The following is a 16242-nucleotide window of genomic DNA, read 5'->3' as shown; positions in this document are numbered from 1 at the left end:
TCCGCAGCCCGGAGGGCGGCAGCGCGAACCCGCTAGGCTTGCCTGGTAGCTCTGCCGGCCCCGCACGGGCCGGAGCGCGAGCACCACGAGACCCCCACCGGCGGACCGCACCCAGCGGCCTGCACAGAACTGGAGAAGAACCCCATGGCAGCAGCCAAGTCAGCACTCGATCCCATCATCTCCCTCGCCAAGCGGCGCGGCTTCGTCTTCCAGTCGGGGGAGATCTACGGCGGGTCGCGCTCGGCGTGGGACTACGGACCCCTCGGGGCCGAGTTCAAGGAGAACATCAAGCGTCAGTGGTGGCAGACGATGGTGCGCGGACGGGAGGACGTCGTCGGCCTCGATTCCGCCGTGATCCTGCCCCGCCAGGTGTGGGAGGCGTCGGGCCATGTCGACGTCTTCAGCGACCCCCTCGTGGAGTGCCTGTCCTGCCACAAGCGCTACCGTGCCGACCACCTCGAGGAGGAGTTCGAGGAGAAGAAGGGTCGCGCGCCGGAGAACGGCCTCAAGGACATCACCTGCGCGAACTGCGGCACCAAGGGCCAGTGGACCGAGCCGCAGGAGTTCTCCGGCCTGCTGAAGACCTTCCTCGGCCCGGTAGCGTCGGAGGAGGGCATGCACTACCTGCGCCCGGAGACGGCACAGGGGATCTTCGTGAACTTCAACAACGTGCTGACGACGGCACGCAAGAAGCCTCCCTTCGGCATCGGCCAGATCGGCAAGAGTTTCCGCAACGAGATCACGCCGGGCAACTTCATCTTCCGTACCCGCGAGTTCGAGCAGATGGAGATGGAGTTCTTCGTCGAGCCCGGGACGGACGAGGAATGGCACCGCTACTGGATCGACCAGCGGTTCGCCTGGTACACGGACCTGGGGATCAACCCGGACAACCTGCGCCTCTTCGAGCATCCCCTCGAGAAGCTGAGCCACTACTCCAAGGGCACCACGGACATCGAGTACCGCTTCGGCTTCTCCGGTTCCGAATGGGGTGAGCTCGAGGGGATCGCGAACCGCACCGACTTCGACCTCTCGACCCACTCGAAGCACTCGGGTACGGACCTCGGCTACTTCAACCAGGCCACCAACGAGCGCTTCACCCCCTACGTGATCGAGCCGGCCGCGGGCCTGACGCGCTCCTTCATGGCGTTCCTCGTGGACTCCTACACCGAGGACGAGGCGCCGAACGCGAAGGGCGGGGTGGACAAGCGCACCGTCCTGAAGCTGGACCCGCGGCTGGCTCCCGTCAAGGCCGCGGTGCTGCCGCTCAGCCGGAACGAGGACCTGTCCCCGAAGGCCAAGGACCTCGCGGCGCAGTTGCGCAAGGGCTGGAACATCGACTTCGACGATGCCGGAGCCATCGGCCGACGCTACCGGCGCCAGGACGAGATCGGGACCCCGTTCTGCATCACCGTGGACTTCGACACGCTCGAGGACCAGGCCGTCACCATCCGGGAGCGGGACAGCATGGCGCAGGAGCGGGTAGCCCTCGACCAGGTGCAGGGGTACCTCGCTGCACGCCTGATCGGAGCCTGATGGCCCTCGACTACCGCGCCTGGCAGGAGGGCGACGACCTCGAGCTCATCCAGTTGTGGGGCGGCCCCGAGTCCGCGACGTCGGAGCAGTTCCGCGGGTCCTTCCGACCGCCGTCGGACCAGCCCTGGAACCGCTGCATCACCGTGGTGGACCAGGGGATCCCCGTCGCGGCGGGCTGCGTGTACGGTGCGGCGCTCCACCCGGACCGGCTCTGGTGCTACATCGAGGTCGCCGGGGACCACCGGCGGGCAGGTATCGGGTCCACGCTCCTCACGATGCTGCAGCATGAGGCCGCCGCATCCCCGACGGGCATCACGGCCCTCCGGTCGAAGGTGACCCCGGGGACCACCGGGGCCTCGTTCGCGGAGGCCACGGGCTTCGGCGCGCTGCAGCGCTCGCGGCTCGTCGTCGTCGGGCCCGGCGCCCTCGCCGCACCGGCCTTCGACGACACCGCCGGCCCCCAGCTCGAGGAAGCCGCGACCGGGTCCGTGGAACTCACGCGCTCGCTCGCCGCGTTCTACGCATCGGTGCACGGCTGGGATCGTGCAGACATCAGTCTGGGCCGGGCCCAGCAGCTCTTCCTGGGTGACGCCAGCGGTGCCGGCGGGGCGATCGTGCTCCGCGACCGGCCGAAGGCGGACGGCGGCGCCATCGCGGCCTTCGCCGTCAGCTACACGCAGGCGCGCACCGACGATCCCGCGGACGTGCTGCTCGGCTACGACACCACGCTACCGCCGGAGGAGCAGCAGGCGGCGGTAGCGACGATGATCGCGATGCTGGTGCACCAGTACCCCATCCAGCTCGAGGTGGACGACTCCATGGAGTCGCTCGTCGCCGTCGTGGAGCCGCTGCTCGCCACGGGTTCCGCCCAGCTCGCGGGGCCGGAGACACTGGTCGTGGCGACGGCCTGACACCGGGCAGGGGAGGGCCGTGCCCGGGACGGCCCGGCGGCGGCCTCAGCCCCGGCTGTGCCGTCCGGCCTTCTTGTCGGCGACGTCCGCCGCGTCACGCTCCGCCTCCGTCATGGCCCCGCCACCCAGGTGCGCCGGCATCCACCAGGCACCCGCGGCCGGCGCCACGGGGAAGTCGGCGATGCACTCCTCGATGCCCTGCTGCAGTTCCCGCCGCAGCCTCTCGGTCTCCTCGGTCACGTCGAGCCCCTGTCCGGGCTGGATGGCGGGGCCGATGTGCAGCCGGACGGGTGACTTCCAGGCGCGCCTGACGGAGAACCCTTGCCCCCGGGTCAGGAGGCGGTGGGCGCCCCAGACGCTGATGGGGATCACGGGGACTCCGGCCTCCGCGGCGAGCCGCACCGCCCCGGTCTTGAGTGCCCGGACCGTGTAACTCCGCGACACGCCCGCCTCCGGCAGGATCGCGACGTACTCGCCGGCCCGCAGCTTCTCGAGGGCGTCGTCGTAGGCCTCCGCTCCGGCGGACCGATCGGTGATGACGTGGCCGAGCCCGTGGACGAAGGGACTCACGAACCAGTGCTCCGCAGCGCGTTTCGAGATCATGTACCGGGCCTGGATGCGCGCGTGGTTCCACAGGACCAGCTCGGCGAAGGCGAAATCGAGATAGCCGAAGTGGGTGATCGCGACGACGGCGCCGTGGCCGGACACAGCTCGACGTGAGCGCCCGTTCAGTGGATCCGAGGCCGGCAGGTTCTCCGTGCCGGTGACCGTCACGGGCAGGCGGAGCGCGGCGAAGACCGCCTTGCCGGCGTACACCACCGAACGGTACATGCGGTCGCTCTGCCGCGGCTTCCATCCCATGCTCAGATCCCTCTTCCTGCTCTCGGCGGCAGCGGGAAGAACCCGCTCGTGCTCTCGATGTACTCTTTGTACCCCGGCCGGTCGGACATCCGCCTCTCCGTCAGCGGTTTCCCGGTCCTATTGGCGAGGGCCCAGTACATCAGGGCGGGGGACAAGACGGTCAGAACCCCCGGCCAGGAGTCGGCCGCGACGAGGAAGAGGCCCGTCCAGACCATGGCGTCGCCGAAATAGTTGGGATGGCGCGTATACCGCCACAGCCCCGTGTCCAGGACCGTCCCGCGCCGGGCGGGATCGTTCTTGAAGGAGGCGAGTTGCTGGTCGCCGACGCTCTCGAAGAACAGTCCGACGGCCCACACCACAGCTCCTGCCCAGGCCAGCGGTCCGAGCGGGGCGGTGCTGAACATCGCGACCTGGATGGGGAGCGAGACGAAGAGCATCACGCCGGCCTGCGGAAGGTAGACCCTGCGGAGGGCGAGGACGGCCGCCGACCCGCGGGGGTCCGCGAGCATCTCCGCATAGCGCGGGTCCTCCTCGCCACCCCGGGACCGCCAGCCGATGAAGCCCGCGAGCCGGAGCCCCCAGGCCGCGACCAGGACCAGCACAAGGACGCGACGGCCGCCATCGCCCGCCCCGCTGGAGGCGAGGAAGGTGATCACGGCGACCACGACGAAACCGAGTCCCCACGCGACGTCGATGACCGAGTGCCGCTTCTGCGCCGTGGCGACGGCGAAGGTCACAGCCATCAGCACGGAGACCGCGATGATCGACAGCCCGAGGCCGGTGAGGAACGAGGGAAGCGGGAAGTCGGTCATGGGCACCTTCGGTGGGGTCGGACGGAAGCGGAGCGCGGGTGATGACGGGACAGGTGAGCCGGCGGCCTCATCGGGAGCGCCTGCGGCGACGGTTCCCGCACTCAGGCGGTGATGCCGAGCGGATCGTGCGCGCTGTAGAGCGCGTCCGACGGCGCGAGAGCCCGCGGGTCGACGGCGGCGCCCGTGTCCTCGGCGAAGTGGCGCAGCAGGAAGGACGTGCTCAGGCGATGCCAGACGGGCACGGAGCGGAGCATGAAGTGGCCGGCGCCGAGCATCCGGACGTAGTGCACGTCCGTGGCGACGCCCTGCGCGCGCCGCGCGAACGAGAGCGACGACGTCGGGCTGGTCCAACGATCGGTGTCGCCGTGCATGATCAGGATGCTCCGCCCGCGAACGGACTCCACGGGGCTGGAGGGCTCGAGCCAGGGGGCGAGGGCCGCGACGGCGCGGATCCGCGGGTGGTCTGCGGCGAGCAGTGCGGTGAGCCCGCCCATCGAGTGGCCCAGGAGGTAGACCGGAAGCGTCGGATGTTGGGTGCTGATGCGGTCGAGGGCCCAGCGTGCGTCCTGCAGCGCTGACCTGTCCGCTCCGTTCCAGCCGCGCACCCGGTTGAGGAGGCTCCACACCGCGAGCCCTTCGCCCCCACCGCCGGCGGTGAGCCTGGCCGCGAAGGGCCGCATGCGCAGGGGGCTCAGGTGCAGGGGCCGCGCGGGTTCGACACTGTCCGCCCGCCCGCCGTGCAGGACGAGGGCCACGCCGCGGACGCCCACGGACGCGCCGCCCACCCGGACCGCGGGTTCCCGGTCCCGTGCCGGGACTGGTGCCTGTGCTGCCATGACCTGCCTCTCCTCGCCCCGCAGGGCTTCCCGTTCCTCGCTGCCATCCTGCGTACAATCGCTGACTGGGCCGCGTCACCATGCTGACCGGCGCCGTTCCACACCGACCGACACCGACCGACGCCCGACGACACCGATCGATGCACCCGACGTCGTACCCGATGACACGCCGACCCTAGGACGACCGTGGGCCACAGCCACCTGCACGCCACGACCTCCGCGAACGCCACCGGAGATTCGGAGCCGTCGGCTTCCACGATTGCCACGCGGCGCCGGGCCACCGTCCTCCTGTCGATCATTCTGGTACCGCTCGGCGTCGTGACCCTCATCGCCATGGTGCTGCTGTGGCCGAGCGGCGACCGCGGGTCGATCTCCGTCGCGAACCCCTATGCGACGGCGGAGGGCGTCAGGTTCGACGTCGGCACCGTCCGGGAGGTCGGCGAGGCCGATTGCCCCTCGTCGCAGCCGACCGTGGCTGCCGGCGGTCCGGCGCAGACCTGCACCATCGCCTACACGCGTCCGGCGCAGGGCGGCGATCTCGTCCCCGTGGAGGTCACGCCCGAGCTCGCGCAGACCGACGCCGTGCAGGCCGGCGACCGGATCCGCTACCTCGACCTGTCCGCCGTCATGCAGGGGGGCGCTGCGCCCTTCGTCTTCGTGGACTTCGTCCGTTCCGTCCCCATCGTCGCGCTCGCTGCCGTCTACGCCGTCGTCGTGATCGCCGTCGCGCGCTGGCGGGGGCTCAGGGCCATCATCGGGCTCGTGGGGGCGCTCGTGATCCTCGCCCAGTTCATCCTGCCCGGACTCGTCGAGGGCGCACCGCCCCTGCTGCTGGGGCTCGTGGGGTCCATCGCCATCATGTACGGCGTGCTCTACTTCGCCCACGGCGTCTCGGCGCGGACGTCGACGGCGCTCCTGGGCACCGTCTTCGGGCTGGGCGTCACAGCACTCCTCGCCGCCTGGGCCACCGACGCCGCCCATCTGACGGGCGTGGGGAACGAGAACGCCTACGCCCTGGTCAACGCCTCGGACCAGCTCTCCATCTCCTCGATCATCCTGTGCGGCCTCATCATCTCGGGGCTGGGCGTACTGAACGACGTCACGATCACGCAGTCGTCGTCGGTCTGGGAACTGTACGAGCTCGCGCCCCACACCTCGGGCCGGCGGTTGTTCGCGTCCGCGATGCGCATCGGCCGCGACCACATCGCCTCCACCGTCTACACCATCGCCTTCGCCTACGCGGGCGCGGCCCTGCCGATCCTGATCCTCGTCTCGCTCTACGACCGCGCGCTCCTCGACACGCTGACGAGCGGTGAGCTCGCGGAGGAGGTGGTGCGCACACTCGTCGGCTCGATCGGCCTGGTCCTGGCCATTCCGCTCACCACCCTGATCGCGGTCCTCGTGGTCAAGGCGGTGGGTCCCGGCGCCGTCTCCCGAGGCCGAGGTCCCGGTCGCGGTGAGGCACAGCACGACGACGGCCCCGACGCCGGCCCGATGCCCGTCGTCCCCGCCGTCCTGGCCTCCGAACGACCAGCTACCCTCGCGCCCGGCGAGCGGCTCGTGGCCCTCGGGGAGCCCCGGACGCTGCGCGCCCGACCGGCCCCGCCGGTGCGTCCGCTCCCGATGTCCCCGACGTCCCCGACGTCCCCGCGGATCGACGGGCAGGAGAGATGACGGCCGGCTGGCGCAAGGAGTCCGCTGCGAAGCGCGCGCGCAGGGCCGCCGTCGGGTCCGGCCGACCGGAGGAGGACGGATTTGCGGGCCCTTGCGACAATGGAGGGGTGACTGCAGTTTCGACCCGCCCCGCCCCGTCCGGTGACGCCGGCCCCACAGATCCGGTCCCCGCCACGGCGGACACGGCCCTCAAACTCGATCTCCCGCCCCTGACGCTCGGGAACATCACGGTCGACACCCCCGTGATCCTCGCCCCGATGGCGGGCATCACGAACAAGGCCTTCCGCCGGCTCTGCCGCGAGTACGGTGGCGGGCTCTACGTCTCCGAGATGGTCACGTCGCGGGCCCTGGTGGAGCGCAGCCCCGAGTCCATGCGCATCATCTCGCACGACGACGACGAGCGGGTCCGATCGGTTCAGTTGTACGGCGTGGACCCGACGACGGTGGGCGCGGCGATCCGCCTGCTGGTCGAGGAGGACCGGGCGGACCACATCGACCTCAACTTCGGCTGCCCCGTCCCGAAGGTCACCCGCAAGGGCGGGGGAGCGGCCCTGCCCTGGAAGCTCGATCTCTTCACCGGGATCGTGCAGACCGCGGTCAGGGAAGCGTCGAAGGGCGGCGTGCCGCTGACCATCAAGATGCGCAAGGGGATCGACGAGGACCACCTGACGTTCCGCGAGGCGGGGAAGATCGCGCGCGACAGCGGGGTCGCCGCCATCGCCCTCCACGGCCGGACCGCGTCGCAGTTCTACTCCGGTCAGGCCGACTGGAATGCGATCGCCGAGCTCCGTGAGTCTCTGCCCGACATCCCCGTGCTCGGCAACGGCGACATCTGGAGTGCCGAGGACGCCGTACGCATGGTGCAGCAGACCGGCGTCGACGGCGTCGTGATCGGTCGTGGCTGCCAGGGGCGGCCGTGGCTCTTTGGGGACCTCATGAACGCCTTCGAGGGCAGCGCCACGCGCCATCGTCCCGGCCTCGGGCAGGTCGCCGACACCGTCTACCGGCACGCAGAGCTCCTCGTCGAGACCTTCGGCAGCGAGATGATGGGCCTGCGCGACATCCGCAAGCACATGGCCTGGTACTTCAAGGGCTATGTGGTGGGCGGGGACCTGCGGGCACGACTGGCCACCGTGCCCACGCTCGAGGTGCTCCGCGGACTCCTCGCCGAGCTGGACAAGGAATCGCCGTACCCCGGCCAGGACGCGGAGGGTCCCCGTGGCCGCGCCGGTTCGCCCAAGAAGACCGCCCTGCCCGAGCGCTGGCTCGAGGGACGCGTGCTCAACGAGGCGCAGCAGGCGGACATCGCCGCGGCCGAGGTCGATGTCTCCGGCGGCTGACCGGTCCTCCACACCCGCCGATCCCGTGGGCACATCCCCGCTTCCCTGCGCTAGAAAGGCACCATGAGCCTCCCCGAACTGTCCGCCACCACCGGCTACGCCGCCGCGGACACCGAGCGCTGGGTCGAGGAGCCACCGAAGAGCTCCCACCGCACCGACTTCGAGCGGGACCGGGCGCGCGTGCTGCATTCCTCCGCGCTCCGCCGGCTGGGCGCGAAGACGCAGGTCGTCGCCCCCGACACCGACGACTTCGTCCGCACCCGCCTGACACACTCGCTCGAAGTGGCGCAGGTGGGCCGCGAACTCGGCCGGACCCTCGGGTGCGATCCGGACATCGTCGATACCGCGTGCCTGGCGCACGACCTCGGACATCCGCCCTTCGGGCACAACGGTGAATCGGCGCTCAACGACATCGCGCACGGGATCGGCGGTTTCGAGGGCAACGCGCAGACCCTGCGCCTCCTCACGCGGCTGGAACCGAAGGTCCTGCAGGCCGAGGGCGGACCGGCCGGGCTCAACCTGACCCGGGCGAGCCTCGACGCCTCATGCAAGTACCCGTGGACGGCTGCAGCGGCGCCCGTGCTGGGCGGCCGGCGCACCACCAAGTTCGGCGCGTACGACGACGACCGCCCGGTGTTCGACTGGTTGCGGGACGGTGCGCCCGAGGGCCGCTCGTGCATCGAGGCCCAGGTGATGGACCTCGCCGACGACATCTCTTACTCGGTACACGACGTCGAGGACGCGATCGTCGCCGGACACCTGCAGCTGAAATGGATGGACAGCGCGGACGCCCGCGCCCGCGTGGTCGGCTACACGCAGCAGTGGTACCTGCCGGGCAGCGATCCGGCCGCTGTCGACGCCGCGCTGTCCCGGCTCGAGCGGACGCCCGTCTGGGTGCGTGAGGCGGACGGGACGCGGCGGTCCATGGCCGCGCTGAAGAACATGACCAGCCAGCTGATCGGCCGCTTCTGCCTCAGCGCCATGCAGTCCACGCGCTCCATCTACGGACCGGACCCCCTGACGCGCTACAACGCCGAGATGGTGGTGCCCGAGGAGACCGTCATGGAGATCGCCGTCATGAAGGGACTGGCCACGACCTACGTCATGACCACGGACCACCGCCAGCCGCTGTACGAGCGGCAGCGCGAGATCCTCGCATCGCTCGTGGCCCAGATCCACGCCGACGGCGACCGTTACCTCGAGCCGATGTTCGCCGCCGACTGGCGCGAGGCCCACGACGACGCCGCCCGCCTGCGCGTAGTCGTCGACCAGGTGGCCTCCCTCACGGACGCCTCGGCGCTCGGCCTCCACGAGCGGATCGTCGGCCCCGTCCCCTCGCTCTGGTAGGGCCGGAGCCGACTGTCGGTGGGGCGGGCATAAACTGGGTCCCATGGCCGGACTCATCAAGCGCGAAGACATCGATGAGGTACGCCAGCGGACCGACATCAAAGAGGTCGTCGAGGCGTACGTGACCCTGAAGTCCGCGGGGATCGGTTCGTGGAAGGGGCTCTGCCCGTTCCACGACGAGCGCTCGCCGTCGTTCCACGTCCGCCCGCAGATGGGGTCCTACCACTGCTTCGGGTGCGGCGAGGGCGGGGACGTCATCTCCTTCGTGCAGAAGCAGGACCACACCTCCTTCAGCGAGACCGTGGAGAAGCTCGCGGCCCGCATCGGTTTCGAACTTCACTACGAGGACGGCGGCACCGGGCCGCGCCGCGAGGACGTGGGCAAGCGCCGGCGGCTCCTGGACGCGCACAAGGTCGCCGCCGAGTTCTTCCGGGACCAGCTCCTCACCCAGGGTGCAGGGACCGCCCGCCAGTTCCTGCAGGAACGCGGGTTCGACCGCGACGCCGCCGCCCATTTCGGCGTGGGCTACGCCCCCCAGGGCTGGGACTCGCTGCTGAACCACCTGACGGGTCGCGGCTTCACCCTCGACGAGCTCAAGCTCACCGGTATGTTCAGCGCGTCGTCGAGCAATCCAGGCCGCTTCTACGACCGCTTCCGCGGCCGCCTGATCTGGCCCATCCGCGACATCACGGGAGACACCGTGGGCTTCGGTGCCCGGAAGCTCTACGAGGACGACCAGGGGCCAAAGTACCTCAACACGCCCGAGACCTCCCTCTACAAGAAGTCGCAGGTGCTGTACGGGATCGACCTCGCCAAGAAGGAGATCGCGAAGAACCGGCAGCTCGTCGTCGTGGAGGGCTACACCGACGTCATGGCGTGCCACCTTGCGGGCGTCGGGACCGCCGTCGCGACCTGTGGCACCGCGTTCGGTACCGACCACATCAAGATAGCCCGCAGGCTCCTCTCCGACGATGGCACCGGCGGAGAGGTGATCTTCACGTTCGACGGCGACGCCGCGGGTCAGAAGGCCGCGCTCCGGGCCTTCGAGGAGGATCAGCGGTTCACCGCGCAGACCTACGTGGCGGTCGAGGCCTCCGGCGCAGATCCGTGCGAGCTGCGGCAGACCCGGGGTGACGACGCCGTGCAGGCGCTCATCAAGGATCGCCGTCCCCTGTTCGAGTTCGCGATCAAGGCATCCTTCGACTCGTTCGACCTCTCCTCGGGGGAGGGCCAGGTCAAGGCGCTGCGCCATGCCGCGCCGATCGTGGCGCAGATTCGCGACGTGTCCCTCCGCTCCACGTACACGCGGGAGCTGTCGCGCTGGCTGGGGATGCAGTACGTCGGAGAGGACCAGGTGGCGCGCGCGGTGTCCGCCGCTGCCCGGCGCGAGGCAGGCGGCGGTCAGGCATCCGGCGGGCGGCCGGGACAGTCCTCGGCCGAGCAGGGGCGGCAGGGCGGACCCCAGGCCGGCCAGGCAGTACCGGCCGGCGATGAGCCGTTCTACGAGCGACCCGACCCGCGGGATCCGATCGCCCGCATGGAACGCGAGGCCCTCGAGGTGGTGCTGCAGCAGCCGACGCTGCTGACCGCTACGCAGTGGGAGAGCTTCTCCACGTCACGCTTCAGCACCTCGGTCTACGAGGCACTGCATGCCGCCGTCATCGCCGCGGGAGCCGCGGGTACGGAACTGTCCAGGTGGGTCGAGTCGGTACGCGAGGGGGTTCCCGATGTCCTGCGCCCCCTCGTCAGCGAACTCGCCGTCCGGCCGCTGCCCGCCAAGGACGCCGACGCCATGGTGCTCTACTGCCGGGACATCCTCAACCGCCTCACGGAACTGCGCATCACGCAGCAGAAGGCGGACAAGCTCGGGCAGCTCCAGCGCATGGACCCGGCCGCGGACCCGACGCTCTACAACCAGCTGCAGCGCGACCTCATGGAGCTCGAGATGCAGCGGCGCCTGCTCCGCGAGGACTGAGCCCGCGCCGATTTCACATCGCCCCGGCAGATCTGTAGAGTTATACCTGCGCATTCCTCCGTAGCTCAATTGGCAGAGCATTCGACTGTTAATCGAAGGGTTACTGGTTCAAGTCCAGTCGGAGGAGCAAAAATACCCCTGATCGGTGGAGACACCGGTCAGGGGTATTGCTTTTGGTCAGTGGTCCGGGCGACGGCACCCCCGGAAGGCTGTCGGTGCGCGGGCGTAGGCTGAGCCCATGGACACTGACAGCACGGACGGCACGCTCATCCTGGTCACCGGCGCCACCGGCTACATCGGCGGCCGTCTCGTCACGAAACTGGTCGCCGAGGGACGCCGGGTCCGGGTCATCGTCCGGTCCCCCCAGAAGCTCAAGGATGTCCCGTGGGCCGGATCCGTGGAGATCGTCCAGGGCGACCTGCAGGACGGCGACACCATGCGGGAGGTCTCCCGGGGCGTGGACACGCTCTACTACCTCGTGCACTCGATGGGCTCCGGTCGGGACTTCGACACCCGCGAGGCTGCCATTGCCACCACAGTGTCCGAGGCCGCCACGGAGGCCGGCATCCGCCGCATCGTCTACCTCGGCGGGCTGCATCCCGAGGGAGTCGAGCTCTCCACCCACATGCGCTCCCGGACCCAGGTGGGCAAGATCCTCATCGACTCGGGTACGCCCACCATTGCGTTCCAGGCCGGCGTGGTCATCGGGTCCGGGTCGGCGTCCTTCGAGATGATCCGCCACCTCTCGGACGTCCTGCCGGTCATGCCTGCTCCCAAGTGGGTGCTCAACCACATCGAACCCATCGCTGTCCGGGACGTGATCCACTACCTCGTCGGCGCGCTCGATCTCCCGGACACCCTGAACCGGACGTTCGACATCGGCTCGCGGGAGGTCCTCACGTACGCCGAGATGATGAACCAGTACGCCGAGGCGGCCGGGCTGCCACGCCGCAAAATCCTCGCGCTACCGGTGCTCACGCCCCGCCTCGCCGGGCACTGGGTCAATCTCGTCACCCCGATTCCCCGGGCCATGGCGATGCCGCTCATCGAATCCCTGCAGCATGACGCCGTGACCTCGGAGCACGACATCGACGAGCACATCGCCGTGCCCGAGGGCGGACTGACCGGGTACCGTCGCTCCGTGGACCTCGCGCTCGGCAAGATGCGCGGGGGAGAGGTGGAGACCAGCTGGGCCGGCGCCTCGCAGATCGACACCGAGGCCGACCCCCTGCCGTCGGACCCCCAGTGGGCGGGCCACACGGTCTTCACCGACGTGCAGACCTACAGCTCGACGGCGTCCCCCCAGAAGCTGTGGAGCGTCGTCGAGGGGATCGGCGGAGAGAACGGATGGTATTCCTGGCCCGTGGGCTGGGCCGCCCGCGGGTGGATGGACAAGCTGGCCGGTGGTGTGGGCCTGCGCCGCGGACGCCGCGACGCGAAGGAGCTGCTGACGGGGGAGGCCCTGGACTTCTGGCGGGTCGAGGAACTCGTCCGCGGCGAACGGCTCAGGCTCCGTGCGGAGATGAAGGTGCCCGGCCGCGCCTGGCTCGAATTCATGGTGGAACCGGACGGTTCCGGCAGCTCCTACTACCAGCGGGCGGTGTTCTTCCCGCAGGGGCTCTCGGGCCGGTTGTACTGGCTCGCCGTCCTGCCCTTCCACGGGTTCATCTTCAAGTCCATGGCGCGGAACATCGCCAGGACGGCGGAGGCCCTTCCCACGGACGCGGAGCCGGCTCCCGCGACCTGAGCCCGAGCCACAACCTGAGCCTGAGCCCGAGTCCGAGTCCGGGTCCTAGTGTCAGCCCGAGTCCTAGTGTCAGCCCAATCCTGAGTCGGGGCGCGGGCAGGAGGATGCTGCCGGCGGCCTGGTGCTCGGGGACGCCGTCAGTGCAGCGCGGGGACCGTCCGCGGACGGACGACCGTCCAGAGGAACACGATGGCGAGGGCGATGCAGGAGGCCATCACCAGCGCCATGGGGGTGGAGGACTCGATGCCCTCTCCGAGCAGGCCGACGAGCGGGGAGATCACACCGGCTGTGCCGAAGGTGGCCGCACCAAGGAGTGACGCCGCGGTTCCCGCCTGCGCGCCGTTGTTGATGAGCGCCAGGACCTGCACACAGGGGAAGATGAAGCCCGTCGCCATGATGTAGAACCACAGCGGGACCGCCGTACCCCAGAAGCCCAGCCCGAGCTGGTCGAAGGCCACGATCAGCAGCGCCATGACGAGCTGCACCACCGTGGCGCAGGCGATGACCCACTGCGGGCCGAGGCGCCGGAGCACGCGTGAGCTGATCTGCACGCCGGCGACGATCCCCAGCGAGTTGATCGCGAACAGCACCCCGTACTGCTGTTCGCTGAGGCGGTAGGGCCCCTGGAAGAGGAACGGGGAGGCCGAGAGGTAGGAGAACAGTCCGGAGAAGTTCATTCCGCCGACCAGCAGGATGCCGATGAAGATGCGGTCGCCCAGGACGGCGCGGTACCGCTGGAGGACGGTCAGGCCCGACTGGCGCCGGTTCTCCTTCGGCAGCGTCTCGATGATGAACAGGGACACCGCGACGATCACCAGGACGCCGTAGCAGGCGAGAAACCAGAAGATACCCGGCCAGGGGAAGAGCAGCAGCAGCTGGGATCCGATGACGGGCGCGAAGATCGGGGCCATGCCGTTCACGAGCGCCATGTAGGACAGCATGCGCACGAGGGTGTAGCCCCCGAAGAGGTCCCGCACCATCGCCATGGCGACCACGCCACCACCCGCCGCACCGATGCCCTGCAGTACACGGAACAGCATCAGCATGCTGATGTCGTCCGAGGAGGCTGCGCCGATCGACGCACCGACGTGCAGGGTGGTCGCGAGGATCAGCGGAAGGCGACGACCGATCTTGTCGCTGAGCGGCCCCACCAGGAGCTGTCCGCTCGCGAAACCGATGATCGTGCCGGTCAGTGTCAGCTGGACGGCGGCTTCCGAGACCCCGAAGTCCGACTGCAGGGCGGGGAACGCCGGCAGGTAGAGATCGATCGTGAAGGGCCCGAGAGCCGTCAGCGTCCCGAGGATGAAGACGTAGATGATCTTCTCGCGCCGGGTCAGGGTATCGCCGGGGTGGGTGGGGGTGCTCAAGATACTGCCTATCGGGACGGTGCGGACGCCGGGGGCGGGTGGTGCGGAACGGCTACGGCGTGGAGACGAGGGTGGAGCGGAAGCGCTCCGGGCGGTGACCCCGGCGGCGCCGCCGCGATGCGCGCCGTGGACGGACCGGGAAGCATCGGGGATGCATCGACCGCGGCGGCGGCCCGGCAACGACGGCGGAGCGGCTCGCAAGAGGCACCGCGTCGACCCTGACGGGAGGAGTTGGTTGCTGGGGCGAATCAATAACCCCTCCATCCTACGACCCCCGTCAACCCTCCCTCACTGGAACCCGTTCCCGTGAACACTCGCGCTCGCAGGCCCTAAGCACCCTTCCGATTGACGTAGGGTGAGCAGACACGAAACGAGCAGGGGGAATGACACATGAGCGGGAACGACGCCGGCACGGAGACCGAGCAGTCTCCGAAGCATCTCGCGAGGGTCATCGGGATCACCGTCGCGGCCGCCGTCGGAGGGCTCCTGTTCGGGTTCGACACGGCGGTCATCAACGGTGCCGTCGATTCGATTCAGGCCGATTTCGACCTGTCCGCGAGCGTGCTCGGTTTCACCGTCGCGATCACGCTGCTCGGCTGCGCGGTCGGCGCGTGGTTCGCGGGCGGCCTGGCAGATCGCTGGGGCCGGAAGAAGGTCATGGTTGCTGCCGCGCTCCTGTTCGCGGTGAACTCGATCGGCTCCGCCTATGCGTTTTCCGAGTGGGATCTCATGGGCTGGCGGCTCGTGGGTGGCCTCGCGATCGGCATCGCCTCGGTGATCGTCCCGGGCTACATCGCCGAGATCGCGCCCTCGAAGTGGCGTGGGGGTCTCGCCTCCGTGCAGCAACTGGCCATCACGGTGGGCATCTTCGCGGCCCTGCTCTCGGACGCGTCCCTTGCCGGCGCCGCTGGTGGGGCCGGCGAGGAGTTCTGGTGGGGACTCTCCGCCTGGCGCTGGATGCTGCTGGTCGGCGTCGTACCCGCCGTCGTCTACGGGGTGCTGGCGCTGATCATCCCGGAGTCACCGCAGTTCCTCATCAGGGCAGGGCGGGACGAGGAGGCTGCGCGGGTCCTCTCGCGGGTCGCCGGAGTCCGCGACACCTCGGGCAAGATCATCCAGATCCGTGAGAGCTTCGAGCGGGAGGATCGCGCCAGCTACCGCGACCTCCGCGGTCCCGCCTTCGGACTGCAGCCGATCCTGTGGGTGGGCATGGCCATCGCCGCCCTGCAGCAGCTGGTCGGCATCAACGCGATCTTCTACTACTCCACCACGCTGTGGAAGTCCGTCGGGTTCAGCGAGAGCGATTCCTTCACGACGTCGGTCATCACGTCGGTGATCAACGTCGCCATGACCTTCGTGGCGATCTTCTTCGTGGACCGCGTGGGGCGGCGACGCCTGCTCCTCATCGGTTCGGTCGGCATGACCGTCGGTCTCCTCGCGGCGACCCTCGCCTTCCTGCAGGCGGAGGGCCAGGGGGAGAGCCTGACGCTGCCCGGCGCGTGGGGGCCGGTCGCCCTGGTCGGCGCTAATCTCTTCGTGATCTTCTTCGCGGCCACCTGGGGCCCGGTCATGTGGGTCACACTCGGCGAGATGTTCCCGAACCGGATCCGGTCGATCGCCCTCGGCGTCGCGACGATGGTCAACTGGGTGTTCAACTTCATCGTGACCCTCTCGTTCCCGTGGGTCAGCGAGAACCTCGGGCTCTGGATCATGTACGCCGCCTTCACCGTGTTCGCCGTGCTGTCCTTCGTCTTCGTGCGGGCCAAGCTGCCGGAATTCACGGGCAAGGACCTCGAGGACAATGCGACGGTCACCTCGTCCTGACGGGCCCGCGAGGCG

Annotated in this window: 12 protein-coding genes and 1 tRNA gene; 9 read left to right on the top strand and 4 right to left on the bottom strand. The window is 69.5% G+C overall.

Going from position 1 to position 16242, the window contains the following annotated elements:
* Window positions 1-144: 144 nt before the first annotated feature.
* Both FJV46_RS00675 and FJV46_RS00670 read left to right on the top strand, forming a co-directional pair.
* The gene (locus FJV46_RS00675; RefSeq protein WP_087030753.1) at window positions 145-1533 is read left to right on the top strand and encodes a glycine--tRNA ligase; all 1389 of its coding nucleotides are present in this window, start codon (window positions 145-147) and stop codon (window positions 1531-1533) included.
* Window positions 1533-2444, top strand: a complete 912-nt coding sequence (locus FJV46_RS00670) for a GNAT family N-acetyltransferase (RefSeq protein WP_087030750.1) — start codon at window positions 1533-1535, stop codon at window positions 2442-2444. Before FJV46_RS00675 ends, FJV46_RS00670 begins: the two co-directional genes overlap by 1 nt.
* Window positions 2445-2489: 45 nt before the next feature.
* Here FJV46_RS00670 and FJV46_RS00665 read toward each other — a convergent pair whose 3' ends face one another.
* From FJV46_RS00665 to FJV46_RS00655, 3 genes are all read right to left on the bottom strand, one after another.
* The gene (locus FJV46_RS00665) at window positions 2490-3305 is read right to left on the bottom strand and encodes a lysophospholipid acyltransferase family protein (RefSeq protein WP_087030746.1); all 816 of its coding nucleotides are present in this window, start codon (window positions 3303-3305) and stop codon (window positions 2490-2492) included.
* A 2-nt stretch (window positions 3306-3307) separates the two neighbouring features.
* A complete protein-coding gene (locus tag FJV46_RS00660) occupies window positions 3308-4117 on the bottom strand; it encodes a DUF1295 domain-containing protein (RefSeq protein WP_087030743.1) in 810 nt (269 codons plus the stop codon).
* A 101-nt stretch (window positions 4118-4218) separates the two neighbouring features.
* Window positions 4219-4953 carry an alpha/beta hydrolase gene (locus FJV46_RS00655; protein ID WP_087030740.1) on the bottom strand — a complete coding sequence of 245 codons (735 nt, stop codon included), beginning with the start codon at window positions 4951-4953 and terminating at the stop codon, window positions 4219-4221.
* Between the two features lie 186 nt (window positions 4954-5139).
* Between FJV46_RS00655 and FJV46_RS00650 the strand changes: the two genes are divergently transcribed.
* The 6 genes from FJV46_RS00650 to FJV46_RS00625 all read left to right on the top strand — a co-directional run bounded on the left by FJV46_RS00650 (window position 5140) and on the right by FJV46_RS00625 (window position 13036).
* Window positions 5140-6627, top strand: coding sequence for a YibE/F family protein (locus FJV46_RS00650; RefSeq protein ID WP_370684699.1), 1488 nt, complete (start codon window positions 5140-5142; stop codon window positions 6625-6627).
* Window positions 6628-6734: 107 nt separating this feature from the next.
* Complete coding sequence (gene dusB / locus FJV46_RS00645) at window positions 6735-7967, top strand: tRNA dihydrouridine synthase DusB (RefSeq protein WP_087030737.1); 1233 nt, start codon at window positions 6735-6737, stop codon at window positions 7965-7967.
* A gap of 63 nt (window positions 7968-8030) precedes the next feature.
* Entirely contained in the window at window positions 8031-9314 is a 1284-nt protein-coding gene (locus tag FJV46_RS00640; protein WP_087030733.1) for a deoxyguanosinetriphosphate triphosphohydrolase, read from the top strand.
* A 43-nt stretch (window positions 9315-9357) separates the two neighbouring features.
* Entirely contained in the window at window positions 9358-11289 is a 1932-nt protein-coding gene (dnaG, locus tag FJV46_RS00635) for a DNA primase (RefSeq protein WP_087030730.1), read from the top strand.
* A gap of 54 nt (window positions 11290-11343) precedes the next feature.
* A tRNA-Asn gene (locus tag FJV46_RS00630) sits at window positions 11344-11416 on the top strand.
* A 111-nt stretch (window positions 11417-11527) separates the two neighbouring features.
* Window positions 11528-13036: an SDR family oxidoreductase gene (locus FJV46_RS00625; protein ID WP_087030727.1), complete on the top strand. Its 1509-nt coding sequence runs from the start codon at window positions 11528-11530 to the stop codon at window positions 13034-13036.
* A gap of 137 nt (window positions 13037-13173) precedes the next feature.
* On the opposite strand, the gene FJV46_RS00620 is transcribed toward FJV46_RS00625, so the two are convergent.
* Window positions 13174-14403: a multidrug effflux MFS transporter gene (locus FJV46_RS00620; protein WP_232008611.1), complete on the bottom strand. Its 1230-nt coding sequence runs from the start codon at window positions 14401-14403 to the stop codon at window positions 13174-13176.
* 390 nt (window positions 14404-14793) lie between these two features.
* Between FJV46_RS00620 and FJV46_RS00615 the strand changes: the two genes are divergently transcribed.
* Window positions 14794-16227 (top strand): sugar porter family MFS transporter, encoded by a 1434-nt coding sequence (locus tag FJV46_RS00615; protein WP_087030719.1) that lies wholly within the window; start codon window positions 14794-14796, stop codon window positions 16225-16227.
* Window positions 16228-16242 lie beyond the last annotated feature (15 nt).

Source organism: Arthrobacter agilis, from assembly GCF_006494655.1.
In the GTDB taxonomy this organism is placed as follows: domain Bacteria; phylum Actinomycetota; class Actinomycetes; order Actinomycetales; family Micrococcaceae; genus Arthrobacter_D; species Arthrobacter_D agilis.
Note: the sequence above shows the minus strand (reverse complement) of the source record. Positions and strands in the feature narration are given on the sequence as shown.